19 protein-coding genes and 1 tRNA gene are annotated in these 24,448 nt (G+C 69.9%); 6 read left to right on the top strand and 14 right to left on the bottom strand.

All coding sequences use genetic code 11. The features are described from left to right. Positions 1 to 91: 91 nt before the first annotated feature. A complete protein-coding gene (locus A176_RS31840; protein WP_002636218.1) occupies positions 92 to 1,183 on the top strand; it encodes a putative NPN-dependent ornithine cyclodeaminase in 1,092 nt (363 codons plus the stop codon). Between the two features lie 16 nt (positions 1,184 to 1,199). On the opposite strand, the gene A176_RS31835 is transcribed toward A176_RS31840, so the two are convergent. From A176_RS31835 to A176_RS31795, 9 genes are all read right to left on the bottom strand, one after another. Then, positions 1,200 to 2,375 carry a Dickkopf N-terminal cysteine-rich domain-containing protein gene (locus tag A176_RS31835; RefSeq protein ID WP_002636217.1) on the bottom strand — a complete coding sequence of 392 codons (1,176 nt, stop codon included), beginning with the start codon at positions 2,373 to 2,375 and terminating at the stop codon, positions 1,200 to 1,202. Positions 2,376 to 2,587: 212 nt separating this feature from the next. Then, positions 2,588 to 4,402 carry an acyl-CoA dehydrogenase gene (locus A176_RS31830; RefSeq protein ID WP_002636216.1) on the bottom strand — a complete coding sequence of 605 codons (1,815 nt, stop codon included), beginning with the start codon at positions 4,400 to 4,402 and terminating at the stop codon, positions 2,588 to 2,590. A gap of 55 nt (positions 4,403 to 4,457) precedes the next feature. Continuing rightward, entirely contained in the window at positions 4,458 to 5,582 is a 1,125-nt protein-coding gene (locus A176_RS31825; RefSeq protein WP_002636215.1) for a slipin family protein, read from the bottom strand. A 313-nt stretch (positions 5,583 to 5,895) separates the two neighbouring features. Then, positions 5,896 to 5,962, bottom strand: a tRNA-Ile gene (locus tag A176_RS31820). A gap of 307 nt (positions 5,963 to 6,269) precedes the next feature. Then, a complete protein-coding gene (locus tag A176_RS31815) occupies positions 6,270 to 7,232 on the bottom strand; it encodes a hypothetical protein (RefSeq protein WP_226994044.1) in 963 nt (320 codons plus the stop codon). A gap of 243 nt (positions 7,233 to 7,475) precedes the next feature. Then, on the bottom strand, positions 7,476 to 8,252 hold the full coding sequence (gene bla / locus A176_RS31810; protein WP_044890329.1) for a subclass B1 metallo-beta-lactamase: 777 nt from the start codon (positions 8,250 to 8,252) through the stop codon (positions 7,476 to 7,478). A 217-nt stretch (positions 8,253 to 8,469) separates the two neighbouring features. Beyond that, entirely contained in the window at positions 8,470 to 9,120 is a 651-nt protein-coding gene (locus tag A176_RS31805; protein WP_044890330.1) for a class I SAM-dependent methyltransferase, read from the bottom strand. A gap of 82 nt (positions 9,121 to 9,202) precedes the next feature. Beyond that, positions 9,203 to 11,329, bottom strand: coding sequence for a glycogen debranching protein GlgX (glgX, locus tag A176_RS31800; protein ID WP_002636210.1), 2,127 nt, complete (start codon positions 11,327 to 11,329; stop codon positions 9,203 to 9,205). A 66-nt stretch (positions 11,330 to 11,395) separates the two neighbouring features. Beyond that, entirely contained in the window at positions 11,396 to 12,667 is a 1,272-nt protein-coding gene (locus A176_RS31795) for a hypothetical protein (protein WP_002636209.1), read from the bottom strand. A gap of 242 nt (positions 12,668 to 12,909) precedes the next feature. On the opposite strand from A176_RS31795, the gene A176_RS31790 reads away from it, so the two are divergent. Further along, a complete protein-coding gene (locus A176_RS31790; protein WP_002636208.1) occupies positions 12,910 to 13,128 on the top strand; it encodes a hypothetical protein in 219 nt (72 codons plus the stop codon). Between the two features lie 77 nt (positions 13,129 to 13,205). On the opposite strand, the gene A176_RS31785 is transcribed toward A176_RS31790, so the two are convergent. The 4 genes from A176_RS31785 to A176_RS31770 form a co-directional block, all read right to left on the bottom strand. After that, positions 13,206 to 13,718 carry a hypothetical protein gene (locus A176_RS31785; protein ID WP_002636207.1) on the bottom strand — a complete coding sequence of 171 codons (513 nt, stop codon included), beginning with the start codon at positions 13,716 to 13,718 and terminating at the stop codon, positions 13,206 to 13,208. Positions 13,719 to 13,872: 154 nt separating this feature from the next. Then, complete coding sequence (locus A176_RS31780) at positions 13,873 to 14,586, bottom strand: MOSC domain-containing protein (RefSeq protein ID WP_002636206.1); 714 nt, start codon at positions 14,584 to 14,586, stop codon at positions 13,873 to 13,875. Between the two features lie 330 nt (positions 14,587 to 14,916). Beyond that, positions 14,917 to 15,498: a hypothetical protein gene (locus A176_RS31775; RefSeq protein WP_002636205.1), complete on the bottom strand. Its 582-nt coding sequence runs from the start codon at positions 15,496 to 15,498 to the stop codon at positions 14,917 to 14,919. Positions 15,499 to 15,526: 28 nt separating this feature from the next. Then, entirely contained in the window at positions 15,527 to 18,061 is a 2,535-nt protein-coding gene (locus A176_RS31770) for an efflux RND transporter permease subunit (protein WP_226994043.1), read from the bottom strand. 394 nt (positions 18,062 to 18,455) lie between these two features. Here A176_RS31770 and A176_RS31765 point away from each other — a divergent pair, with 394 nt between their 5' ends. Both A176_RS31765 and A176_RS31760 read left to right on the top strand, forming a co-directional pair. After that, the gene (locus A176_RS31765) at positions 18,456 to 20,936 is read left to right on the top strand and encodes an efflux RND transporter permease subunit (protein ID WP_002636203.1); all 2,481 of its coding nucleotides are present in this window, start codon (positions 18,456 to 18,458) and stop codon (positions 20,934 to 20,936) included. A 144-nt stretch (positions 20,937 to 21,080) separates the two neighbouring features. Then, positions 21,081 to 21,320, top strand: coding sequence for a hypothetical protein (locus tag A176_RS31760; RefSeq protein WP_002636202.1), 240 nt, complete (start codon positions 21,081 to 21,083; stop codon positions 21,318 to 21,320). A gap of 13 nt (positions 21,321 to 21,333) precedes the next feature. Here the strand turns inward: A176_RS31760 and A176_RS31755 are convergent, their stop codons facing one another. Beyond that, a complete protein-coding gene (locus A176_RS31755; RefSeq protein ID WP_002636201.1) occupies positions 21,334 to 22,206 on the bottom strand; it encodes a hypothetical protein in 873 nt (290 codons plus the stop codon). A gap of 314 nt (positions 22,207 to 22,520) precedes the next feature. Between A176_RS31755 and A176_RS31750 the strand changes: the two genes are divergently transcribed. Then, positions 22,521 to 23,453 (top strand): NAD(P)/FAD-dependent oxidoreductase, encoded by a 933-nt coding sequence (locus A176_RS31750; RefSeq protein WP_002636200.1) that lies wholly within the window; start codon positions 22,521 to 22,523, stop codon positions 23,451 to 23,453. Beyond that, a complete protein-coding gene (locus A176_RS31745; protein WP_002636199.1) occupies positions 23,450 to 24,370 on the top strand; it encodes a helix-turn-helix domain-containing protein in 921 nt (306 codons plus the stop codon). Before A176_RS31750 ends, A176_RS31745 begins: the two co-directional genes overlap by 4 nt. Positions 24,371 to 24,448 lie beyond the last annotated feature (78 nt).

Below are 24,448 nucleotides of genomic sequence, written 5' to 3'. Positions count from 1 at the left end.
CGTAGGGACGTGGCCGTTGGCCCTCGACATCCGAGGGGCCCGCGGTACGGAGGGACTTGAAGTGGGGCAGGGGGCCGCGCATGGTGCCGGGGTGAGCTCCATTCCTCATCCCGACTTCACGGCCGCGCGCTTCTCCCAGAGTCCAGACGCGCGCTTCCAGCCGGCGCCCGCGGACGGTGTGCTGCCGGAGGGTTTCTTCACCACCACCAACCTGCCCACCTACGTGCGCGTGGGCGGCGCGTGGCGCATGCCGCGCGAGCCTCGCATGGACGGCGCGCTGGTGCTGGACGCGAAGGGCGAGCTGTGGATTCGCGAGGGCCGGCGCGTGCGCGCGGGTGAGCGTGTCGTCGTGGGCCTCGCCGAGGACGGCAGCGAAGGGGTGTACGTGAACTCGGCGTACCTCGCGGGAGATGGCGAGGGCGAGTTCAAGTTCATGACGAGCGCGGTGTCGCGCGAGAAGCCCATCGACTACGCGCAGATGGCGCGGGTGCTGGTGGACGACCGCGAGCGCGGCGGCTACCCCATCTGGGTGACGGGGCCGGCGCTGGTGCATTCCCGCGCGCGCGCGGACATGACGTGGTTCGTCGCCAACGGCTTCGTGGGCGCGCTGCTCGCGGGCAACGCGGTGGCGGTGCACGACATCGAGGCCTCCATCTTCGGCACCACGCTGGGCATGAGCGGGACGGGGGAGGCCACCTCGGGAGGCCACGGCCTGCACATGCGCGCCATCAACAAGGTGCGCGCGGCGGGCTCCATCGCGAAGGCGGTGGAGGCGGGCGTGATTACCAACGGCATCATGCACGCGTGCGTGCTGCACCGCGTGCCCTTCGTGCTGACGGGCTCCATCCGCGACGACGGGCCGCTGCCGGACGTGGTGACGGACAACCTGGAGGCGCAGGTGGCCATGCGCGAGCACGCGGTGAAGGCGACCTGCGCCGTGATGATCGCCACGGCGCTGCACGCCATCGCCACCGGCAACATGCTGCCGGCGTTCGTCACGGAGAAGGACGGCTCGCTGCGGGAGCTGCCCACCATCTGCGTGGACTCGTCCGAGTTCGTGGTCAGCAAGCTGAAGGACCGGGGCACGCACCAGGCCTTCGGCGTGGTGACCAACGCGCAGGACTTCATGCACATCCTGCGCTTGTACGTGGAGCGGGAGCTGGCGGCGCGAGGCACCGCCTAGCGTCGGCGGCCGTGGGCTACCGGCAGAAGTCCGGGGCGTGGCGGGTGCAACGGCCTGATTGGCACGACGTCCCCGCCTCGCACGTCGCGTCCCGCATGATGAGCTGGCAGCGGTCGCCCTCCCGGACGACGCGTTGGCAGGTCCCGGTTCCGTAGTCGCGGGAGCACGCGAGCCCGTGCGCGCAGGTCCGTGGCAGCGAGGGGCCACATGCGTCGCCCACCCCCGCGAGCGTCATGCAGATGCCCGACACCCCGGCTTCCGGCCGGGCGTCGGCGCAGTACAGCCCTCCGGCGCAGTCGAGGCTGTCCCGGCAGAGTCCCCGCTCCGAGCGCCGGGGTTTGCACGTCCCCAACGTGAGGGACGCCGCATCGCAGAACAGCTCATGCTGGCACTCCCGCGAGGGGAGCGCGCTGGTGTGGTCCGGCGCCCAGCACGACGCGCCTTGCTTCGCCAGGGAGCGGCACGTCCCGTCCTTGCAGGTGAGGAAGGGCCTGCAAGGGGCTTCCTCCAGGCCGGCGCAGGCCTGGCCCTCCTCCCCCAGCGGTTGGCATCGGCGAGAGCCCTTCGCGTCGCACCACAAGCCCTCGGCGCACGGCATGAAGTAGGGGCTTCCGTCGAGCGTCCGGGTGCAGAGTCCGTCCTTCTCGATGGGCCGCATGCACTGGCTCGTATCCAGTGACGGGACGAGTCCGGATTCGCAGAAGGCCGGATGCGGCATGATGTCGCCGGTGCCGCCCCGGGGGAAACAGGTCCCTTCGCAGCTCGCGGTGTTCTGACGCGCGTCGTAGTTGCAGTACCTGTCGGCTCCGCACTCCACCTGCGACAGGCAGGTGCCGCCGGTGTCCTGCGGAATCAGGACCCGGCACTCGGGCGTGTTCTCGATGCCCCACTCGAAGGCGATGGCGGTTGGCAGGATGCGCGCGCAGCTCGTTTCGCGCAGGGCCTCCACACAGCGGTTCGCCGCTTCCTCGTCATAGCGGAGCCGGCCCGCTTGCAGCGCGTCGTCGTGGCGCCCGCCCAGGCCCAGGCGTTCCTCCCAGCCTCGCTGACGGAAATCCTGCTCGCAGGCCTCCGCCTGGGCGTACTGCCCGCAGCGCTCGGCGCGGGCACAGAGCGCCTTCACCACCTCCGTGCCCAAGGCTTCCTTCGCGACGTCACCGCCGCACGCCGCGAGGCCCAGCACCAGTGCCATTGCCCACATCATTCGCCGCATCGGGTTCGTTCCCCCTGTCCAAGCATTACGGAGCCTCGGCTCCATCCTGGCGCTGGCGGGCGCGAATTCTGCGCCGAGTCATGGGCGGAAGGGAAAGGACGGGCGGTGGAGCGCGCCCGCGGGGATGTTCCGAGTGAGGCGCGCGGGCGGCGGGGACACGCCCGCGCACGTCTCTCACTCCAGGGCTGGGGTCAGAAGGACTCTTCCGGCACTTCCATCAGGTCCAGGTTGCCGTGCTCCACCATGCGGGCGGCGTGGGCGACGCCGGGCAGCACCTCGTGGCAGAACCAGCGGGCGCTGGCGAGCTTGCCCACGTAGAAGGCGCGGTCGCCGGGGTTGCTCTTCATCCGGTCCAGCGCGACCTCCGCGTGGCGCACCAGCAGCCAGCCGATGACGACCTCGGCGACGGCGGCCAGCACGCGGTTGCCTTGCAGTCCCACGTGGTAGACGGACTCACCCAGCTTGCCCATCAGCGTGCCGAGCATCGTCTCCAAATCACCCAGCGCCTTGCCCAGCGCGGCGCGCTCGGCCTCCAGCTCCTTGTCCTCGCCGGAGCGCTCGGCTGTCTCGCGAATCTGCGACAGCAGGCCCTGGAGCGTCGCGCCGCCATCGCGCGCCACCTTGCGCATGAGCAGGTCGAGCGCCTGGATGTGCGTGGTGCCCTCGTAGAGCGTGTCGATTTTCTGGTCCCGGATGTACTGCTCCACCGGGTAGTCCTGCAGGTAGCCGGAGCCGCCGTGCACCTGCAGCGACAGCGACAGCATCTCGTACGCCTTCTCCGAGCAGTAGCCCTTCACCAGCGGCAGCAGCATGTCGTTGAGCGTATCCAGCTCGCCCGCCTCGATGGCGCGGTGGCCGCCCTTGCGCTCCACGCCGTCCTGGATGAAGGCCGTGTAGAGGCACAGCGCGCGCATGCCTTCCGCGTGGGCCTTCTGCGCCATCAGCATGCGGCGCACGTCGGGGTGGCGGAAGATGGGCACGCGCGGCGCCGTCTTGTCGCGGGCCTGCATCAGGTCCGCGCCCTGGAGCCGGTCCTTGGAGAAGGCCAGCGCGCGGCCGTAGCCCGCGGACAGCGTGGCCATGGACTTCACGCCCACCGCCATGCGGGCCTGCTCGATGATGTAGAACATCTGGCGGATGCCGTCGTGCACCTCGCCGAGCAGCAGGCCGCGACACGGCTTGCCGTCGCCGAAGGTCATCTCACAGGTGACGGAGCCCTTCAGCCCCATCTTCTTCTCCAGCTTGGTGCAGACCACGCCGTTGTCTTCACCGAGGCTGCCGTCCTCGTTCACCCAGTACTTGGGGACGACGAACAGCGACAGGCCCTTGGTGCCCGGCGCCGCGCCCTCCGGACGGGCCAGCACCATGTGGATGATGTTCTCGGACATGTCCGAGTCACCGTTGGTGATGAAGCGCTTCACCCCTTCGATTTCCCAAAGCTCGTCGGAGACGCGGCGGGCCTTGGTGCGGGCGGCGCCCACGTCGCTGCCGGCGTCGGGCTCGGTGAGCACCATGGAGCCGCCCCAGCGGCGGTCCAGCATGTGCGGCAGGAAGCGCTGCTTCTGCGCGTCCGTGCCCAGCCGGTCGATGATGCGCGCCAGCAGGTTGCCCAGCGTGTAGAACGCCAGCGAGGCGTTGGCGCCCACGAGCAGCTCGAACGCGGCCCAGCCCAGGGACGGCGGCGCGCCCAGGCCGCCCAGGTGCGGCGGCTGCTCCAGCAGGTGCATGCCCGCGTCGAAGAAGGCGTTCATCGCCTTCTTCATGCCCGGCGGCAGCGTCACCGCGCCGTTCTCCAGCTTCGGCGGGTTGTGCTCCGGCTCCTCGAAGCTGAGCGCCAGCTCGTTGGTGCTGAGCTGCGCGAACATCTGGAGCATCTGGCGCGCGGACGTCTCATCCAGGTCGCCGAAGGGCGCGTGGCCCAGCGAGGCGCTGCCGATGTCGAGGAACTCGAAGAGGTTGAACTCGATATCGCGCAGGTTGGGGACGTAGTGGTTCGACGACGACATCTCGGGCTCCTCGCGGGTGTGGGGCCGCGAGGCTAACCCGAGATTGATTCGCGAGTCAGTGACTCTTGAGCTGCAGGGTGGGCACCGCGCCCTCACCGAGGACGAGGTGCACCTGGCCCACCTTGGACGCGAGGTCCTTGTAGGCCTCCAGCTCCTTGAGACGCACCAGCAGCGGGTTCTCCGCCAGCACCTTGGCCGTCTGCGCCATGGAGCGCGTGGCCGCCGTCTCCTCGCGCCGCAGGATGACGTTGGCCTCCGCCTCCTTCTGCGCCTGGATGACGCGGTTCAGCAGCTCCTTCATCTCGCCGGGGAGCACCACGTCCTTGATGCCGAAGCGCAGCAGCTCCAGGCCCACGGTGCTGGCGCGGTCCTTCACCTGGGTGAAGAGGCTTTCGGCCACGGCCTCGCGCGAGGCGAGCAGCTCGTCCAGGGTGCGCTCCGACACGGCCTCTCGCGCCGCGAGCTGCATGGCGAGGTAGAGGACGTCATCCGGTGCACGGGACACGACGGCGAGCCGGCGCGCGTCCGCGACGCTGAAGGCCGCTGACAGGTTGAGGCGCAGGGTGACGCGGTCGCGGGTCATCACCTCCTGGCCGGTGACGTGGAGCAGGCGCTCGCGCAGGTCGATGATGGCGAGCTGCACCTTGCGGGCGACGGTCCACGCGGCGTGGCGGCCCGGGGGCAGCACGGTGTCGAGGACGCCGTCGACGTAGCGCAGCGCGACGCTGCCTTCGGCGGCGGTGGTCTCCACGTAGTCACTTGCGGGGACGAGGGCGCGCACTTCATCGCGCAGGGGCTCGGTGGCGACACCGGAGACGTCCACGCGTTCCACGCGCACGGTGGGCGCGGCGGGCGTCAGGTCACGGGAGGGGAGGCGCTCCACGGTCCACACCTGGTGCAGACCGCGAGTGAGCCAGCGCACCGGCCGGCCCTTGTGGAAGAGGATGGCGCGCTCATCGGCGCCGAGCTCCACGACCTGGAGGTCCGCGGCGGGGACGAGCGCGAGGTACGCGGGGTCGAGCTGGGCCAGCGGCTGCTCGGTGCTCACGCGTTCGACGCGCACCTTCTTGAAGGGCTGGACGAGCCAGTGTCGGCCGGGGACGAGGTAGCGCTCCGGCTTCTCGTCCACCAGGACGAAGGCCCGTTCATTCTTGCCGATATCCACACGCAGGATGCTCATCGCGCACCTCCTTTCCCCCTTCGGGGAGCTTGAAGAACCGGGACGGTTCGGTGCGCGGTGTCGCGCGTGTCCCGGGCACTGCTGAAAAGTGAGGGCCCCACCGTTCACGGACGGATGAGCGCGGACGGCATGTCCTGGCCGCTTCCTGGCTGCTCGCGCCTGCGTGCCGGGCACCTTCGCGGACGGCGGCGGGGACTTCCGATGACGGCTCGGGAGGGGCCCTGTCGCCCTGGCGGAAGGCCGGGCATCGCGGTGGGAGGAGTGGGAAGCAGTGGACCCGCGCTCACGTCAGCTCGCGGCGAAGCCCTCTGGGATGAACGAAGGAATCGAACCTTCTCCTCAGGATTATCAGACCTGTGCTCTACCAGTGAGCTAGCTCAAAGCAGGCGCGCTTGGCCCCTGCTTCCATTTGGATCCAACGGGGTCCGCCGGGCGGTCCGATACGAGGAAATCACCGCGAGCGATGGACCCGGGAACACCCACGCCGGCGCCCGGGTACATCGCACCCATGCCCGGAGCCGGGAGCCCGGGGACAGCCCCGTGACACCTCTGGATTCCGCCGGGGCAATGGGACGGGGGGGAGTGGTGGTCCTGACACGCGAATGCGCCCGGCGATGGATGCCAGGGCGCGTTCGCTGGAGGCCGCCCACTTCGTTTGAAGAAGGGGCGGCCGGTGTGTCCCGGGCGTTACTCCACCGCGTCCGGGTCCTTGGGCATGAACGGGCTGGGTGCTTTCGCCGTCTGCGGTGCGGGTGTCGCCAGGATGGTCTCCTCTGGTTCGGCGTCCGGCAGGGGCGTGTCCAGCGGCTGCATCGGCTTGCACGCGGCCGCGTTCTTCCCTGACGCCCGTGCCTTCTTCGTAGCCGCACCCTGCGGACTGGCCTTCGCCAGCGTGGCCGAGGACAGCTCGCACATGGGCGCCGTGTCCATGATGGGCTTGGCGACCGGGGGACCGGACGACGAACGCGACTCCTTCGAGGACGAGCGTCTCCGCGTCGATGACACGTCCCCCCGGAGCGTCGCGTCGCTTCGCTGCGTGGAGTCAGTCTGCGTGTTCGCCATCCCCTCGCTGCTGGACGTCGAGGTCGCCGTCGCCACCGCCGAGGGCGCGGGCTTCTTCGCCGCTTCCCCCAGTGCCTCCGCGAGCAGGTTGTTGCTCTGGTGCATCTGGTCGCGCGCCCGCTCCATGTTGGCGTCGTGACGGGTGAGTTGCTCCGTGAAGGCCGCCTGGTGCTGGCCTCGTTCCTTCTCGATGCTGGCCTTGAGCGTGTCCCGCTCCTGCGACACCTCGCTCAACCGCTGCTCCAGCGCGCCTTTCTCCGTCCCCAGGATGGTCTCCGCCCGGGCCATGCAGGCGGTGAGCACCTTCTCCTCGGACTCACGCTCCGGGAGCGGCTCGCTCCGGTTCCATGCAATCAGCGCGCTGCTCTGCCAGCGATAGTCCGTGTGCATCACGCACTCCTGCACCAACCGCGTGAGCCGGTCCTCGGACCACACCGGCTGGGGCCGTGCGCAGGGCCCCACTTCCTCCTTGAGTGTGGAGGGAAAGGCCCGGGTCTGCTTCACCCAGCAACCCTCCCGCTGCTCCATCCGCACCGAGGTACACGCGCTCGCCACCATCGCGAGCGACACCGCAGCCACAAGCCTCATGTCTCCCTCCGTCCCCAACACCCAATGGCCCGTGCTTCTCCGCGGGACGGTATGGACGGCAAGGACCCCCGCCCATGTCCGCGAACCCTGGAGCCGTGTGGGAATGTCCTGGGACGGACCCTCACCGGCAGGCGAGCGAGCGCGAAACGACCCACCTCGGTGCGCTGGCCAACGCTCCCGTCCTCGCGGGCGAAGCGCCGTCGCATCGTTCACGCCTGCCCGGTTGCTTTCAGACGCGAACGGTCAGCGCAGCAAGGCCTCCGTGTGGCTCAGCAGCTCGGGCCCTCCGACCTCTCCATGGCCAGGGACCACCACCTTCGCCTCGGGGAAGCGCTGCCGTGCGCGCGCCAGACTCGCGGGCCAGGCCGCGACGTCCGCGTCCGCCACATTGCCCAGGTTCTTCGATGCGCCGTCCTTCACGAAGCATCCGCCGAACAGCACGCCGCTGTCCCGGTGCCACACGACCACGTTGTCCTTCGCATGGCCCGCGCCGGGGAAGAACACCTCGAGCGACCCCACCGACTGCGTCTCGGTGAAGGTCTCCGTCGGGCCCGGCAGTCCCAACTCCGTGGCGATGCGCGCCGTTGCCTCCAGGCCATGGACCGGGATGCCGTGCGGGACGAGCGCCGGAACACCCCCGAGGCGGTCGTCGTGGAAGTGCGTCACCACCGCCGCGCGCACCGGGCGCCGGAGTGTGTCGCGGGCCCAGTCGAACAGCATCGCGCCCTGTCGTGCATCCCACCCCGTGTCGACCAGCAAGGAGGTCTCTCCGTCCTCGATGATGAGCCCGTTGGTGGAGACGCGGCCGAACCGCTCCGTCGTCACCACCGTGACGTGCAGCCACACGCCGGGCGCGAGCTTCCGCACGCTCACGTCCTCCGCCAGCACATATTCATCCGAGGCCAGCGTCCGCGCCTCCTCAGGGACCGCTTGTTCCGCCGGGGGCGGCGAGCGAACGCACGCGGTGCTCCAGGTGAACAGCGCACAGGCACAAAGCCAGCGGGGAAGGCGTCGCGACATCGAAGGGGACCTTGGCGGCGAGCGGCGCCGCGTCGAGAGGAGGGCGCCGGTATGGCATTGCGGTGCGCCTGTGCCCAGGCGCGGTGTGTCTCCGTGGCATGAAATCAGTTCGCTTCGTCGGGCTCGGAGCTCGCGTGCCAGCGGTTTCCTTCGAAACGGATTCACGTGTCGGTGCCTCCGGAACGGAGGCTCACTCCAACCGAAGGCACACGCGGGTTCAACGCCGTTCCACTTCCCACCAGCCGAACCACAAGGTCCGTTGCTCCGTGAGCTGAACCCAGCCTGGCGCATGCGTGTACGTGCGCGGGAGCAGCCCTGCCTCCGTGACGGCGCGGGCGGTCTCCTCGAAGGAGTACAGGTGCAGCGTCACCTCGGGCCCCGCTGTTTGAATCCGCTGCGTCGGGACTTCGTGCCCGTCCAATCCGGGGCGTCGCTCCAACACCGTGAAGAGCAGCGTGCCGCCCGGCTCCAACGCGTCCGCGAGGTGCTTCAGCACGCGCGGCAGGTCATCGCAGAAGTCCAGGCAGCCGATGGCGAGGGCGACATGGAAGCGGCCCCACTCGGAAGGAAAGGGTTGGTGATAGCTGTGGCGGTACCACGTGCCACCGGGCCGGGCCGCGCGGGCCAGCGCGAGCATCTCCTCCGAGAGGTCGGTGCCCACCACGTCGATGGAGGCGTCCAGTCCGCGCGTGTGAAGTCCCGGGCCGCACCCCACGTCGAGCACGCGAGCGCCGGGGGTCACCACCGCGGAGAGGAACCGCTCCACCCGTTCCTCGTAGCGGTGCAGGGCGGGGAAGAGCACCTCGTAGGCCGAGGCAATCTCGCCGTACACCTGCTCCACACCCTCTTCCTGCGCATCCCGGGACACGGCTCCTCCGTATACTCCGCGCGCGGTGGCGGTGCCCGCCGGAGACGAACTCGGCGGGCACCCTAACACGCGGGTTTTCGGCTCAGCCCTCGACCTGCCGGAACACCGCGAGCGAGCGGCCGATGAGCTCGAAGGTCTCCCCGATGGCCTGCTCCGGGCCCTTGCTGTCGTCGGAGGTGCAGAGCTCCAACTCCCACCGCTGGCCCTGCGCCGCGGGCGGCACCTTGTACGTCACCGATTCATGGTGCGCGTTGAGCAGGACGAGCAATGCATCACCAAAGATGCGCTGCCCACGCTCGTCCGGCGTGGGGATGGCGTCACCGCCCAGCAGGAACGCCAGGGAGCGGACGAAGGGCTTCTCCCAGTCCTCCGCCTTCATCTCCGAGCCGTCCGGACGGAACCACGTCAGGTCCTTGTGCTCGGAGTCCCACAGGTGCTGGCCCTTGAAGAAGCGGCGGCGCTGGAGCACCGGCTGTCGGTGGCGGAACTGGATGAGCTTCTGGGTGAACGCGAGCAGCTTCTGCCGGCGCTCATCCAGGCTCCAGTCCACCCAGGACAGCTCGTTGTCCTGGCAGTAGGCGTTGTTGTTGCCGCCCTGCGTGCGGCCCATCTCGTCGCCGGCGACAATCATCGGGATGCCGGTGGAGAGGAAGAGCGAGGCCAGCAGGTTGCGCTTCTGCCGCTCGCGCAGTGCGATGACGTCCGCGTCGTCCGTCTCGCCCTCCACGCCGCAGTTCCACGACTGGTTGTCGTCCGCGCCGTCCCGGTTGTGCTCGCCGTTGGCCTCGTTGTGCTTGTGGCTGTACGTCACCAGGTCGTGCAGCGTGAAGCCGTCATGCGCGGTGACGAAGTTGATGCTCGCCTGGGGCCGCCGGCGCGCCTCCGCGTAGAGGTCCGCGTTGCCAGTGATGCGGTAGCCCATCTCGCTGGCGAGGTTCTCGTCGCCCTTCCAGAAGCGGCGGAGCGCGTCCCGGTACTTGCCGTTCCACTCGCGCCAGGGCGGGGGGAAGCCGCCCACCTGGTAGCCGCCGAGCCCCACGTCCCAGGGCTCCGCGATGAGCTTCACGCGGCCAAGCACCGGGTCCTGGTGGAGAATCTGGAACAGCGCCGCGTTCCGGTCGAAGGCCCCTTCACCCGTGCGGCCCAGCACCGTGGCGAGGTCGAAGCGGAACCCGTCCACGTGCATCTCCGTCACCCAGTAGCGGAGGCTGTCGATGATGAGCCGCGCCGCCTGTGGGTTGGAAGCGTTGACGCTGTTGCCGCACCCGGTGAAGTCCAGGTAGTGCCGCCCGTCCGGCATCAGCCAGTAGTAGCTCGCGTTGTCGATGCCCTTGAGCGACAGCGTGGGCCCCAGGTGGTTGCCCTCGCAGGTGTGGTTGTAGACGACGTCGAGGATGACCTCGATGCCCGCGGCGTGCAGGTCCCTCACCATCGCCTTGAACTCGGCGACGGCGGCGCCGGGCGTCTTGCGGCTGGCGTAGTACTGCTCCGGCGCGAAGTAGCCCAGGGTGTTGTAGCCCCAGAAGTTGGACAGCTTCTTGTCGTCGAGGAACGAGTCGTCCGCGAACGCGTGCACCGGCAGCAGCTCCACCGACGTCACGCCCAGCTTCTGCAGGTGCTCGATGACGGCGGGGCACGCGAGGCCCGCGTAGGTGCCGCGCAGGTGCTCGGGCACGCCGGGGTGGCGCATGGTGAGGCCGCGCACGTGGGCCTCGTACAGCACGGTCTTGCGCCAGGTGATGTCCGGGCGGCGGTCATTGCCCCAGTCGAAGAAGTCGCTCACCACCACGGCCTTGGGGACGCCCGCCGCGCTGTCACGCTCGTCGCGCACCAGGTCCTGCTGTGCGTGGTCCAGGGGATAGCCGAACACCGGCTGCCGCCAGTCCACATCGCCGTAGAGCGCCTTGGCGTAGGGGTCCACCAACAGCTTGTGCGGGTTGCACCGGTGGCCCTTGGCGGGCTCGTAGGGGCCGTGGACGCGCAGGCCGTACAGCGTGCCCGGCTCCATGCCCGGGACGTACCCGTGGTGGACGAAGTCCGCGGACTCCGGCAGGTCGAACCGGCCGATTTCCTTCGTCGGGTCCGCTGGGTCGAAGAGGCAGACCTCCACGCGGGTCGCGACCTGGGAGTAGACGGCGAAGTTGACCCCTGAACCATCGAAGGTGGCGCCACGAGGCCAGGGCTTGCCCGGCCAGACTTCCCTACTCATTGCAGGCTCTCGATTCTGGAGGAAAAGCCCGCCCAATGTGGGATGGCCCCAGCGGGCTGGCAAGCGTCACGCGGCGGCAGCGTGGTCCAGTGAGCGCCAGGTCCCCAGCGCCCAGTCCTGCTCGTCCGGGTCGTCGAAGCTCACCACACACAAGGCCCGCCGCCTGCCCGACGTACACAGCGCCGTCAGCCGGCACTCGCCCGGGCCCACGCGGAGCGAGGCGCGTCCGCTGACCCGCTCCCCGTGGTGCTCCAAATCCATCGCGCGGCGCTCCACGAAGGTCGGGGTGAGGCTGTCCGCGCCGCCGTCCCCCAGCGGGACGAAGCGGACGCTGCGCCGGTGGTCGCGGGCCACCCACGTTCCATCCTGGAGGTGCGCCTCCGCGAGCGAGCCCGGGATGCGAATCTCCCAGCCCTCGGGCAGCGCCACCTGCACCTCGCCGCGCCGGTAGCCGACAGGGGGGCCTCCCGCGGCGGCGGAGGCACGCCGGTGGACTTCCTCGGCCAGCGTGCCACCCACGCCCAGGAACCCGAGCACTTCCTGCCACTCCCGCCACGGGTAGGGGAGGGTCGGGTCCTCGCGCCAGGCCTGCTCCAGCAGTCGCGCCACGTCGCGCAGCAGGCGGCGCTCGTCCTCCAGCAGCGGCGTGCGCCAGACGACGTCCGTCCACAGGCGGCACCGCGCGCGGTTGAGCCGCGTGCTCGCGTGAATGCCCGGCGTCCACCAGGGAAACACGTCGATGCCCCGGCGAGGGTCCGCGTACACGTCCATCAGCCAGCGCGCATCGCGAGGCCCCAGCGGTGTCAGCAGCGCGCCGGGATACTCGAAGGTGTGGCCAAAGCGCATGGACAGCGCGAAGCCAGACTCGCCCAGGCGGCGCATGCGCAGCACCTGGCCGACGGCTTCCTGGAGCGACGCCAGCATGTGTACGTCCACCGGGCCCGCGTCGCCCGTGTGGAAATAGCCGGTGGGGTCTCCTGGCTTCGCGGTGGAGCGGCCCCCTGCCCAGACGAGGTCGAGCGCCTCGCCCAGGTCCTTGAGTGTGTCGCAGAGGAAGAGGTGGTAGCCGGGCCCCACGGCGGAGGTCTCCGCGGAGACGGACACTTGCGCGCCGGAGGTGGCCAGGAACGCGACCTCTCCCGCGGCGGGGTGGAGGCGCAACCGGAGCATCGGCGCGCCCAGCGGCCCCGTGCCCAGGTGGGTGCTTTCGATGAGCTCACCGTGCTGGGTTTCGAACCATTCGGAGATGCGGCGCAGCCAGGGGAGCGGGCCCTCGGGTGGGGAGAAGAGGTGTTCGGTTCCCCGCCGCCTGCCGGCCAGTGACAACTTCACGCTCATCGCATCCCGCCCAGGTTGTGAACCTCGATTCAGGTTCTGTTGACTAATTTCAGCGTGGCTCTCCTGGAAGGTGCCACCGACGGGCAGTGGCTGCCCGCTCGTCCTCAATGTGGTCACGCACGGCAGGCGTGGGTGCGTTCACGCGGCAAGCGTCGGTTCAATGGCATTCGGCCAGACAAGCAGACAGGCGCCAGGTGCCCATTTCCTCTGGGGGACCCAGGTTGGGGAAAAAGGAGGCTGCCATGAGCAAGAAGGACGTGTTGCACATTCCACCCGAGGCCGTTCCCGATGCACCCGACCGGAACGCGGACACTGAAGACGACACGCGTGCGCCGCGCAGCAGTCCTCCCGTGGTGCAACCGGATGGCGGCCCCGCGGGGACGCCGGGCACTGGCGGAAGCCAGCGCATCATCGAGCCGGTGAAGTCGCCGAAGCCGTATCCCGGCTTCAGTGTGAGCTGAGATTCTTCCGCGCTGAAAAAGGTGATGCCCGCGTCTGTTCGACGCGGGCATCGTTGTTCCTGGGGTCAGGCGCTTGTTTAGCGCTGGGTGCCGGACTCCGGCAGCGGCGTGGGCGGCGTCATCCGGGTGTCCGGATCCGTCATGCCGCTGCCACCCGTGCCGGGCTCCAGCGTGGTGTCGTCCTCCACATCCAGGTCCTCGTTGCGCGGCTCCACGTCACCCGCGCCACCGGTGCCCGGCTCGGCGCCCATGTTCGGGTCGAGGTTCGGGTCCACCTCCGTGCCGGTGCCACCCGTGCCCGGGTTCAGCGTCGGGTCCATGTTGGGGTCGACGTTGTTCGGGTCCACGGTGTCATCCGGCATGGGTGTCATGGTCGGGTCATCCATGCCCGTACCGCCCGTTCCGGGGGGCGTCGTCGTGTTCGTGTCGGTGCTCGTCCCGGAGTTCGGGTTGTCAATCGTGCCCATGTCACTGCCCGTGGTGGACGTGTCACGGGTCGCGCTCGAGTCCGACTTACAGGCGGTGCCGAACACGAGGGCACCGGCGGCGAGAGAGGCGAGGACGGCCTTGGTCTTGAGGAACTTGGTCATGGTTCGTTCTCCGGTAGGTTTGTGTCTGCCTGCTGCTGGCCGGGAACGTGAGCAGCCGATGTGCGGACTGCAGAGGCCCCTCCTATGGCTGCTTGCTCTCCAAGCGGCGCTGGGAATGAAATGCGAAGACGGCTTGCCGCGACGGAGGTGTTTTTCAGGCGTCTTCGTTGGGGCCCAAAAGACGCGGGCGGTCGTTGCCCCGGTTGCCCTGCGAGCGCCGCCGGAGTGAGTCGCGCCAGTTTGTGGTCAGCAGCGGACAGTTCGCGAGCGCGGCGGCGGCCTCGGGGGCCTGGGCGTGCATCGCGTGGTTGGCGAACGCGACGGTGAAGGCAGGGAAGGGGCGCTCCAGCAGCGCCAGGGTGTCGCCGGCCTGGACGAGGCCCTCTTCGAGCACGCGGTAGTACCAGCCGGTGCGGCCGGTCTGCTGGAGCAGCAGCGCGAGGTCTCTTCGTTCCCAGCGGCGCGCGGGCTTCCAGCACGGCTGACGGGGTTGGGAGACCTGGACGCGCGCCTGGCCCACGCGCAGCACGTCGCCGATGCAGATGTCCGCTTCGGTGCCGTGGGAGAAGACCCAGTTCTCGCCGAACGCGCCCGGGCCGATGTCGTCTCGTGCGAGGTGTTCGCGCCAGAAGTCGTAGTGGGAGAGGGGATAGGCGAGGACGGCCTTTTCCGGGCCGCCGTGGACCTTGCGGTCCGCCTGTCCGTCACCGGCGAGGCCCGTGGCCGAGAGCCACACGGGGCCTGTCACCGGGTCCTTGAAGATGGCGCTGGTCCAGGGGCGCTCCATCGGCGCGCTGGCGCCGGGGACGCCCAGCTCCCGGGGCATGCCCACTCGCAGCGACAGGATGCGCGTGACGGAGGTGTCCATCGCGCCGGGACAAAGCAGGCGCGCGGGTCGCTGTCCAGGGACCACGCACCTGGGCAGGCTCCCTCAATCGCGATGTGGAACTGTCAGCGCCAGGGGGCACGCTTCGCGCGGCGCCCTGGCGCTGATGTTTCGCAGGCGGAGAAGGGCTGGTCGCCCGTAATCGCGGCGTAGCCTCGCAGCGCCAGGGGGCACGCTTCGCGCGGCGTCCTGACGCTGACGTTTCGCAGATGGCCGAGGGCTAGCATCCCGTAATCGCTGCGTAGCCCCGTAGCGCCAGGGAGCACGCTTCGCGCGGCGCCCTGACGCTGATGTTTCGCGAACGGCCGAGGGCTAGTAGCCCGTGCCCGCGTCGTTCAGGACGCCCGAGGGTGCTGGAACGGTGTTGGACGTCCCGGCGCCGGTGCCCACGCCCGGCGTGATTCCGACTCCAGGCGTGGTGCCGACGCCCGGCGTCGTGCCCACTTCCGGCGTGGTTCCAACACCCGGCGTGGTGCCAACACCGGGCGTCGTGCCGAGTCCGAAGCCACCGGTGCCCGCGTCCGCGCCGTAGGGCGTGGTCCCCGGAATGCCAGAGGTCGTGCCCTCCGCGCCCGTGCTGTAGGGCGTGGTGTTCGGGACACCCGAGCCGCCCGTGCCCGGCGTGGTCGTGCCCGGCGTGGTCGTCGTGCCCGGCGGTGTCGTGCCGGGCGTGGTCGTCGTCGCGCCCGGCGGCGTCGTGCCCGGCGTCGTGGGCGTGGTGGGCGTCGGAGAGGTGTTCCCGGGCGCGGTGCCCGGCGTCACCATCTGTCCGCTGTTCGGGTCCACCTGCGCCACCTGCACGGGCCCTTCCGTCGCGCTGCAAGCGGTTCCCAGCGCCAAGGTGCCCGCCAGCGCACCTGCCCACAGCCAACCCCGCGTCATCTGCTTCGCCATGTCGCTCCCTCCGTCGTGGGTGTGTGTGTCAATTCGCGTGCGTGGGCTCACCGCGCTCGGTGCGGCGCGGCGGCTTTGATTCCTGTGTGTCCTTGCGGACCGGATGGCGTCGCAGCCTGCGCTGGGACAGCATCAGCAGCAGGGCCGGGAAGGCCACCAGCATGACGAGGAGGTTGGTGGCGAAGCCCAGATTCGCAAGTGCGCCAATGGAGTTGAGGCCCGGGTGGTCGGCGAGGAAGAGGGCACCGAAGCCCATCGCGCTCGTCAGCAGACCGCCGCAGATGGCCTTCCCCGTCTCCGAATACACCGACACGAAGTCATTCCCTGGCGACGACAGCCGCGTCAGCAGATGCACGCCGGCGTCCACCGTCGTTCCGATGAGAATCGGGATGACCAGGATGTTGAGGTAGTTGAACTCCAGTCCCAGCAGCGGCATCAGCCCCAACAGCGCCACCAGGGACACCACGGTGGGCGCCATGCACAGCAGGGCGATGCGCAGCCCGCCCAGCGTCAGCCACATGGCCAGCAGGACCGCCAGCGTGGTGCCGCCCAGGATGAGCGGTGCCTCGTGCGTCACCATGTCGAGGATGTCCGCCATCACCATGGACTCGCCCGCAGCGGAGACGCGCGTGCCGTCCGGGGTCCCCACGCCGCGTATCTCCCGCGCCAGCGCGCGGACCGCCTTCCCGTCCGACTGGTCCACCGACGGGTACACCATGACGAAGCCACCCGGCTTGCCCTCGCGGCCCACGAACTGTTGCCGCACGCTCGGCGGCAGGTCGGCGCGGGTGAAGGGCGGTGAGGCGGCCTGCTCGCGCAGCGCCGCCACCTGTTCGCGTTGTCGCGCGTCCAGCCGGTCCATGGGAACGCGCTCCAGCAGCGTGCCGATGTCCTGGAGGACGCGCTGCTTCTGGGGCTGGTCCGCCGGCACGAGCGAGGACAGCGACGCCACGAAGTCGATGGTGGAGTCCGCGCCGCGCTCCCGCTGCCGCGCGTGCAGCCGCTCCACCATCGCCTGCTCTTCCTCGGGCGTGCGGGTGAGGACCACCACGGGCGACTGGGAGTAGCCGATGAGCCGGTTGACCTCGCGGTCCAGCACGAAGGACGGCAGGTCCTGGTCCTCGAGCGAACCGAAATCGAAATCGAAGCGCACGCGCCCCGTCTGGCTCAGCAACCCCAGCAGCATCACCGCGGACACCCCGGCGACGAGGTTGCGGCGGCGCAGCAGCATGTTCCCCATGGGCGAGCGCGAGGTGGTGACCGACGCGCGCCGCGGCTTCCATCCCAGGCGCGAGGCCAATCCCAACATCGCGGGCAGCACCAGCACGTAGGCGGCGATGAGCACCACCATGCCCACGCCCGCGATGATTCCGAACTCGTGGAACGCGCGGAAGCGCGAGGTGCCCAGCACGAAGAAGGTGAGCGCCGCCACCAGCGCGGACACGAGCGCCGCGCCGCCGGTGTGCGTGAAGGACTCGCGCGTCGCGTCGACGGAGGTGCGGCCCTCGCCGCGCAGGTGCAGGTAGCGCCCCAGCAGGTGGATGCCGTGCTCCACGCCCAGGCCGCCCAGAATCGCGCCGAGGAAGCCCGTCAGCAGGTTGACCTCACCGAAGGCGAGCGCCACCAGGCCGTAGGTCCACGCCAGGCCCGCGCCCACGGGCGTCAGCACCATGCCCACGGCCAGCGCGCTGCGGAAATGGAACAGGAGGTAGAGGAGCATCAGCGCGGTGGCCAAGGCGGAGGCCACGCCGATGTCGCGCGCAATCTGCTTCTGCTGGTCGAGCTTCTTCTGGAAGGTGCCGGTGATGGCCGCCTTGAAGCCGGGCCCGTACTTCGACAGGTCCTCCGAGGCGAGCAGCCCCCGCACCTCATCCGTGACCTTGCGTGAGAAGCCCAGGTCCGCGGACGTGGTGTCCGGCTTCGCCAGCAGCACCACGCGGCGCTGGTCCGCATCCAGGTAGTAGTCGCCCTGGCTCGATGACATCCGCAGCCCGGCGCCACCCGCGTACTTCGCCTCCAGGTCGGAGAAGTCCAGCGACGGCGGCGTTTCGTCCACCAGCGGCACGTAGAGCGGGTTGGCCCGCGCTTGCTCCCACTTGAGCCGCGCCTCCAGCCGGCGGTGCACCTCCCGGAGGTCCGCCTCCGACAGGAAGTACAACGCGCGGTCGCGGAAGAAGGCGCCGGGGCGCTGCACCTCGACGAAGCGGATGCCCGGCAGCGCTTCCAGCTTCGGGGCCAGGTCGTCCGCGAAGCGCTTCAACGATTCGGCGTCTCCGCCTTCACCCATCACCGCCACCCAGCCAAGCGCGCCGAAGCGCTGCTCCAGCTCGCGCAGGTCCTGCACGCTCTCGAACGAGGACGGCAGCAGGTCCACCAGGTTGGCGTTGAGGTGCAGCCCTCGCGCGAGCAGCCCGCCGCCCACGGCCAGCAGCAGGGCCAGCAGCAGCGCCACCACCGGCCGCTGGTGGTTGTGCGCGGCCAACGCGCCGAGCATGCGCTCCACACGCCCCATCCACCTCGGCTCGCCCGAGGGTGAGGTGTCGTTGAGATGTGGTTCCATCATGGGCCTGACGCCGCCCACCGCGTCCCGGCCCCCCCGGTCGCGCGGAGGGCGGAGCGGCTTCCCCTCCCTCGTGTGCCCGCACGCGCGAGCACGTGATGCGGAGGAACGTGCCCATGACGTGGGTACGATGCAGGCGTCCACGTCTGCCTGTCTGCCCACCAGGTAGGGATACCTGACAGCGCTCCCGCGCCGCGTTCAACCCACCACGTCCTCTAAGGCAGACACGCGTCAGCTACGGTGAGCGGACGAGCATTCGCTCGGGGAGAGGGTTAGAAAGGGCAGGTGATTCGCAACCTTACTTTCCGCCTCACGGCATAAACGCGTTGACTCTCCCGTTAGCGCGTGCCCAAGGTGTCCGGCGATTCGGCCAATCAACACATGCAGGTGTCGCAACATGAGTGAGAAGCGTTGGTCGGAGCGGTTCGAAGGCGCGATGGGCCGCCTGGCCGTGCGGAACCACCGGAGGCCCTATCAGGCGCTGCTCCTGGCCTTGGTGCTCACCGTGCTGGGGGCCTTCTTCGCCCGGACGCTGACCCTCAACGCGGACTTCGTGGGGCTGCTGCCGAAGGGCTTCCCCAGCGTCCAGGACATCGAGAAGCTGCGCAAGCGCTTCGGTGGCCAGGGCAACGTGGTGGTGGTGGGCATGGGAGCGGATCCGGAGGTGCTCAAGCGCTTCGCGGACGACATGGCGCCCAAGCTCGGCGCGCTGTCGGAGATCCGCTACGTCTCCCACCAGCGGCCGCGGGCCTTCTTCGACGAGCACTCGCTCTATTACGTGGACGTCGAGGACCTGGTGACCATCCAGGACCGCATCGACGCGCGCATCCTCTGGGAGAAGCAGCAGGCCAATCCGCTCTTCGTGTCACTGGTGGAGGAGGATCCTCCGTCGGTGGACTTCTCCGACATCGAGCAGAAGTACACCGGCCGCGCGAACCAGCGCCTCTCCGGTCAGGGCGACCTCTATTACATCAACCCCGCCGAGCGCATGGTGGTGCTGATGGCCAAGCCGCGGGGCAGCGCCGCGGACCTGAACTATTCGAAGAAGGTCGTGAGCCAGGTGGAGGACTTCCTGGCGACGCAGGACCTGTCGAAGTACGGGCCCGGCTTCAAGACGGCCGTCACCGGCACCTTCAAGAAGAAGATCGACCAGCAGCGCGTCATCGTGGAGGACCTGGCGCGAGCGTCCTCGTTGGCCATGGTGCTGCTCCTGGCGTACCTGGCCTTCCACTTCCGCAGCGCGCTGTCGGTGGGCCTCACCATGGCGCCGGTGATGGCGGGCCTGGGCTGGACGTACGGCTTCGTGGGGCTGGCCTACGGGCAGGTGAATCTGCTGACGGGCTTCCTGGCGGCGGTGCTGGGCGGCCTGGGCGTGGAGCACGGCATCCACCTGCTGGGGCGCTACACGACGTTGCGCTCGGAGGGGATGACCTCCGAGGAAGCGGTGGATGAGTCCTTCCGGCACACCGGCTTCTCCGCGCTCATCGCGGCGCTGGTGGCGGCGCTCACCTTCCTCAGCCTGGCCATGTCGGAGTTCAGGGCGTTCCGCGAGTTCGGCATCATCGCCGCGGTGGGCATGCTGGTGAGCATCTTCTCCTACGTGCTGCTGCTGCCCGCGCTGCTGGGGCTGGCCACGCGCTTCGGCTGGTCTCCGCGGGTGCAGCAGGAGAACGCGGCTGGACCGTTGAGCCTGCTGGCGCGGTGGCTGCCCCGTTCGTACCGGGGCGTGGGCATCGTGGTGGGCGTGGGCGTGCTGGCGCTGGTGTCGCAGGCGTACCGGATTTCGTTCAACTACGACTCGCGCACGCTGGAGGACTACAAGCAGGCGTCGGCGGTGCTGGACCAGAAGGTGAATGACATCCTGGGCTACTCGCAGACGCCGGTGGTGGTGCTCACCGACTCCTCGGAGATGGAGCGCGAGGTGGTGCGCCAGCTCGAGGCGCGCAAGGTGGCGCGGGGCAAGGAGTCCACCATCGACTTCGTGGGCGCGCTGGCGGACCTGGTGCCCAAGCGTCAGGACGAGAAGCAGGCCATCCTCCAGGCCATCTCCGCGAAGCTGGAGAAGTTGGATCCGGAGCGGCTGCCCGAGGCCACGCGCAACACGCTGGTGCGCGCGCTGAACATGGCGAAGGCGAAGCCCTTCACGCAGGAGGCCCTGCCCACCAGCGTGCGGCATCAGTTCGAGAGCCTGGATGGCAGCACCGGCGGCGTGGTGCTGGTGTACGCCGGTGGCGTCAGCCTGTCGGACGGCGAAGGCACGCGGAAGTTCGCCAAGGAAGTGCGCGGCTTGCAGATGCCGGACGGCAGTCAGGTGTCCGCGGCGGGCGAGGCGCTCATCCTGGCGGACATCCTGGACATGGTGTCGCGCGAGGGCCCGCGCATCCTCGCGGCGGCGGTGCTGAGCGTGCTGGTGGCCATGTGGATTACGCTGGGCAAGCTGCGCACCGCGCTCATCTGCATGTTGCCCACGCTGCTGTCCGTCGTGGGCCTGGTGGGCCTGATGTCGCTCCTGGGGCTCCAGTTCAACTACCTCAACATCATGGTGTTGCCGGTGCTCGTGGGCACCACCGTGGACGCGGGGGTGCACCTGGTGCAGCGGCTGGGCGAGCGCGGCGCGGACTTCGTCTCCGTGTACGCGGAGACGGGCCGGGCCATCACGGGCGGTCTGCTGACGAGTGCCATCGGCTTCGTCGCGCTCATCCTGGCGAAGCACCCGGGCCTCAACTCCATTGGCGACCTGGCGAACCTGGGCTTCGGCATCAACCTGGTCATCGTGCTGCTGGGCTTCCCGTCATTGCTGCTGATGGTGGAGCGCTGGCGGCGCAAGCACGGCGCCGCGTCGGAAGAGCAGTCCGAGCAGCCCGCACCCGAGGCGTAGCGTCCCCGCTGGCCGGCGCATCCGTCGCTCGATATGACCAGCGCCAGGGGACACCGTGTCCGTGAGACGGTGTCCCTTCGGGAACTCACACCGAGGTGCGCGATGCCAGTGGGCCAGATGCGAAGCAGTGGACGGCGGTGGTGGATGCTGGCCCTCGTGGGAGCGGCGGCTTTTTCGGCCGGCTGCCGTCACGGCGCCGAGCGTGACGAGAAGAAGGGCGAGACGCGCTGCGTGGAGTCTCGCAACCTGTCGTGTGTCACTGGCGTGAACTGCACCATGGACCACGACCGCGGCTGCGAGGTGTGCCGCTGCTCCACCGCGAGCGGCCTGGAGCCCACGGACAACCGGCGGCCCGCGGCGATGGAGCCGGAGCGACGCTGGTAGGTTCGCGGGCGGCTCAGCACCCGAGGACGGGGTAGTCGGCCGGGCGCAGCAGGAGGCGCCACGTGTTCCCCTCGCGGAAGAGGAGTCCCGTGACGGCCTGCCCCTTGAGGCCCACGCGGACCAGGTACTGCGTGTCCCCGGCGACGTGGAGCGAGGCGACCAGGGTCGTCTCCGGTTCGCCGTAGTCCTCGAAGCTGGCGACCAGGAGCGTGCGCCCGGCGTAGAGCATCGAGAGCGGCTGCGGGATGTCCGGGGTGACGAAGGGCGGGGTTGGAACGCACTCCAGCCGGGTGAAGGGCCCCTGCCGCTCCTCGGTGCAGCTTTCGAGGGTGACCTGCGACGACGTCCTTTCGTAGTGCTGGAGCTCCAGCGCCACGCGTCCATCGGCGCCGGGGTGCCACCGGTAGCGCGGGGCGGGTGCGTCCGCGGGCATGTAGGGGTCCGCGCCTTCGTCCACGGCGCGCTCGAACGGGGTCGACGTCCAATGCCCCGGCACGGGACGCTTCCGGGGTGTCGTGGCGTCGGGGGCGCCGACCGTGCCATTCACGGCGCCAGCCAGGGCCACGAGCGGCTCGCCGATGTCCGGTGTGCCCGGGAGCTGTGTGTACACGCCCACGGTGTGGCAAACGGGCGGCAGGTCCGAGTCGTCCTCGCCGCCCACGCACACCGGCTCCGTGCGCTGGAAACGGGCCTCCGCCAGGCCCTGCTTGCCCACGAGCGTCATCACCCGGAGCCGTGAGGCCACGTCGTCCGGAGCCGCCTCTCCCAGGATGACGCGGACCGTGCGGCCCGAGGCGTCCTCCACCTGGTACGGCGCGGTCCACCGCTCCTCGGCGGCGGCGCCCCACGAGGCCAGCGTGACTCCCATCACCACGGCGTAGCGCATGACGTTCTCCATGGGGGGGTGGGAGAGCAACTCGCGTACCAGCCATTCAGCACCCGGAGTGCGGCCGAGCAGCCGCGGTCGCCGGGACGCAGGCCCTCCCAGGGGGCGGGCGTGGGAAGGCACGCGAGGATCCGCCGATTCGGTGCGAAGCCGCGCCCTCCCGGTGCTGAACGCCACCCGTTAGCTCTTCCTCCATGACGCGCCAGAGGACGCAGGACGCAGGCCCCCAGGACTTCGCGCCGCACGAGGCACCTGGGGGCGTGGCGCTGCCCCTGGCCTGCAGGCACCCGGCGGATGCGATGAGGACGCACGACATGGAACGCAAGGACGTGAAGGATGTGGTGGTGGTGGGTGGTGGCCCCGGCGGGTTGAGCGCCGCGTTGATGCTGGGGCGCGCGCGCCGGAAGGTGCTGCTGTGCGACGCGGGGCCGCGCCGGAACGCGGCGGCCACGGAGGTGCACTACTTCCTCACCCGCGACGGCATCCCGCCCCAGGAGTTCCGCGACATCGCGCGGGAGCAGTTGAAGCCCTACGACGTCGAGGTGCGCGACGTGCGCGTGCGGAACATCGAGCGCGTGGGCGCGGCGTTCCGGGTGGAGCTGGAGGACGGCGGCGTGGTGGAAGCGCGCCGGGTGTTGCTCTCCACGGGCATGGTGGACGTGCCCCGGGACTTGCCCGGCTACCGCGAGCTGTGGGGCACCTCCATCTTCCAGTGCCCCTACTGCCACGGCTGGGAGGTGCAGGCGCGTCCCTGGGGTGTGCTCGCGACGAGCGAGATGTACCTCGACTTCGCGCTGGTGCTGCGAAGCTGGACCGAGGACCTGGTGGTCTTCACCCAGGGCGCCTTCCCGGTCCCCGAGGCACGGCGAGCCCAGTTGGCGCGGGTGGGCGTGCGCATCGAGGAGCGGCGCATCCGCGGGCTCGTCACGGGCGAGGGCGCGCACGGCGCCGCGCTCGCGGCGGTGGAGCTGGAAGACGGAACCCGGGTTCCCCGCGAGGTGCTCTTCGACCATCCGCCGCAGCGGCAGGTGCCGCTCGTGCAGAAGCTGGGGCTGGAGCTGACCGAGGAGGGCTTCGTGAAGGCCCTGCCCACGGGCGAGACGTCCGTGCCGGGCATCTTCGCGGTGGGCGACATGTCCCAGCGGATGCAGGCGGCCATCGCGGCGGCGTCCGCGGCGGCCATCGCGGCGAGCATGCTCAACCACAGCCTGAGTCTGGAACTGGCCGGCCCCGTGAGCGAGGGATGAGTGTCATTGCGCTCCGGAGGCCCGCTCGCTACGACGGGGTGATGCCGAACAAGTCCTGCCCGGACGGCCCGGCGCACCCGGAGCCGTCGTTCCACCACTTCGAGCAGGGGCGGCTGCCCATCTGGGCGGGCCGCCTGCATGCCCGCGAGCTGGGGGCGACAGGGACGACCGCCGTGCACACCTACGCCGTGGTGGCGCTGGTGACGCGCGGCGAGTCCCGCATCCGCCACGCGGGGGAGCTGGTGCTGCGAGCGGGCGACATCCACCTGATTCCTCCGGGGGATGCGCACCGGGGCGGCATCTCGAACGCGGAGGGGTGGGGCGTTGGGTTCTCCCCCGAGGTGCTGGGCGGAGAGGACGGCGTCTCCCGCCTGGGGCCCCTGCTGCGCGTGCGCGGCGGCTGTCACCCCGTGCTGCGGCCTTCCGTGGCGCAGCGCCGGCGGCTCGTGCGGTGGATGCGGTTGTTGGCGGACGAGGTGTCAGGGAGCGAGCCCGGCCGCGACGAGGCGGCGCTCGCGCTGCTGCGGCTGGTGCTCATCGAGCTGGAGCGAATCACCGCCCAGCCCGCGGTCAGCGAGCCGCCCTCGTTGAGCCTGAGCCGCAAGGCCCTGACGTACATCGAGACGCACTGCCTGGAGCCGCTGTCGCTGGCGCAGGTGGCGAAGGCGCTGGGGCGCTCCTCGGCGTACGTCGCGGGCGTGGTGCGGCAGGAGACGGGCCGCACGGTGGGCGAGTGGATTCTGGAGTGCCGCATGGCGGAGGCCCGCCGTCGGCTCCGGGGCACCGACGAGCGCGTGGACATCATCGCCGAGCGCGTGGGCTACGCGGACGTCACGCACTTCATCCGGCAGTTCCGCCGCGTCCACGGGGTGACGCCGGCCGCGTGGCGGCGCAAGGGCACGGTGGGTGGAGCCTGAACCGCCCCGGGAGGGTAGGCAAGGCGCCTTCGCGGCACGGAGGGGGATGCCGAGACGTGGGGGGGTGAAGTAAGGGTT

The organism is Myxococcus hansupus (assembly GCF_000280925.3).
GTDB lineage: Bacteria > Myxococcota > Myxococcia > Myxococcales > Myxococcaceae > Myxococcus > Myxococcus hansupus.
The sequence above is the reverse complement of the archived record's forward strand: the minus strand, read 5'-3'. Positions and strand labels throughout refer to the sequence as shown.

What these genes read in the sequence shown, in the direction of transcription:
- A176_RS31785 (WP_002636207.1), bottom strand. Translation starts at nt 13,718, where the DNA reads ATGACCAAGTTCCTCAAGACCAAGGCCGTCCTCGCCTCTCTCGCCGCC.
- A176_RS31780 (WP_002636206.1), bottom strand. Translation starts at nt 14,586, where the DNA reads ATGGACACCTCCGTCACGCGCATCCTGTCGCTGCGAGTGGGCATGCCC.
- A176_RS31750 (WP_002636200.1), top strand. Translation starts at nt 22,521, where the DNA reads ATGGAACGCAAGGACGTGAAGGATGTGGTGGTGGTGGGTGGTGGCCCC.
- A176_RS31770 (WP_226994043.1), bottom strand. Translation starts at nt 18,061, where the DNA reads ATGATGGAACCACATCTCAACGACACCTCACCCTCGGGCGAGCCGAGG.
- A176_RS31775 (WP_002636205.1), bottom strand. Translation starts at nt 15,498, where the DNA reads ATGGCGAAGCAGATGACGCGGGGTTGGCTGTGGGCAGGTGCGCTGGCG.
- A176_RS31830 (WP_002636216.1), bottom strand. Translation starts at nt 4,402, where the DNA reads ATGTCGTCGTCGAACCACTACGTCCCCAACCTGCGCGATATCGAGTTC.
- A176_RS31815 (WP_226994044.1), bottom strand. Translation starts at nt 7,232, where the DNA reads ATGAGGCTTGTGGCTGCGGTGTCGCTCGCGATGGTGGCGAGCGCGTGT.
- A176_RS31755 (WP_002636201.1), bottom strand. Translation starts at nt 22,206, where the DNA reads ATGCGCTACGCCGTGGTGATGGGAGTCACGCTGGCCTCGTGGGGCGCC.
- glgX (WP_002636210.1), bottom strand. Translation starts at nt 11,329, where the DNA reads ATGAGTAGGGAAGTCTGGCCGGGCAAGCCCTGGCCTCGTGGCGCCACC.
- A176_RS31835 (WP_002636217.1), bottom strand. Translation starts at nt 2,375, where the DNA reads ATGGCACTGGTGCTGGGCCTCGCGGCGTGCGGCGGTGACGTCGCGAAG.
- bla (WP_044890329.1), bottom strand. Translation starts at nt 8,252, where the DNA reads ATGTCGCGACGCCTTCCCCGCTGGCTTTGTGCCTGTGCGCTGTTCACC.
- A176_RS31790 (WP_002636208.1), top strand. Translation starts at nt 12,910, where the DNA reads ATGAGCAAGAAGGACGTGTTGCACATTCCACCCGAGGCCGTTCCCGAT.
- A176_RS31795 (WP_002636209.1), bottom strand. Translation starts at nt 12,667, where the DNA reads ATGAGCGTGAAGTTGTCACTGGCCGGCAGGCGGCGGGGAACCGAACAC.
- A176_RS31760 (WP_002636202.1), top strand. Translation starts at nt 21,081, where the DNA reads ATGCTGGCCCTCGTGGGAGCGGCGGCTTTTTCGGCCGGCTGCCGTCAC.
- A176_RS31745 (WP_002636199.1), top strand. Translation starts at nt 23,450, where the DNA reads ATGAGTGTCATTGCGCTCCGGAGGCCCGCTCGCTACGACGGGGTGATG.
- A176_RS31825 (WP_002636215.1), bottom strand. Translation starts at nt 5,582, where the DNA reads ATGAGCATCCTGCGTGTGGATATCGGCAAGAATGAACGGGCCTTCGTC.
- A176_RS31765 (WP_002636203.1), top strand. Translation starts at nt 18,456, where the DNA reads ATGAGTGAGAAGCGTTGGTCGGAGCGGTTCGAAGGCGCGATGGGCCGC.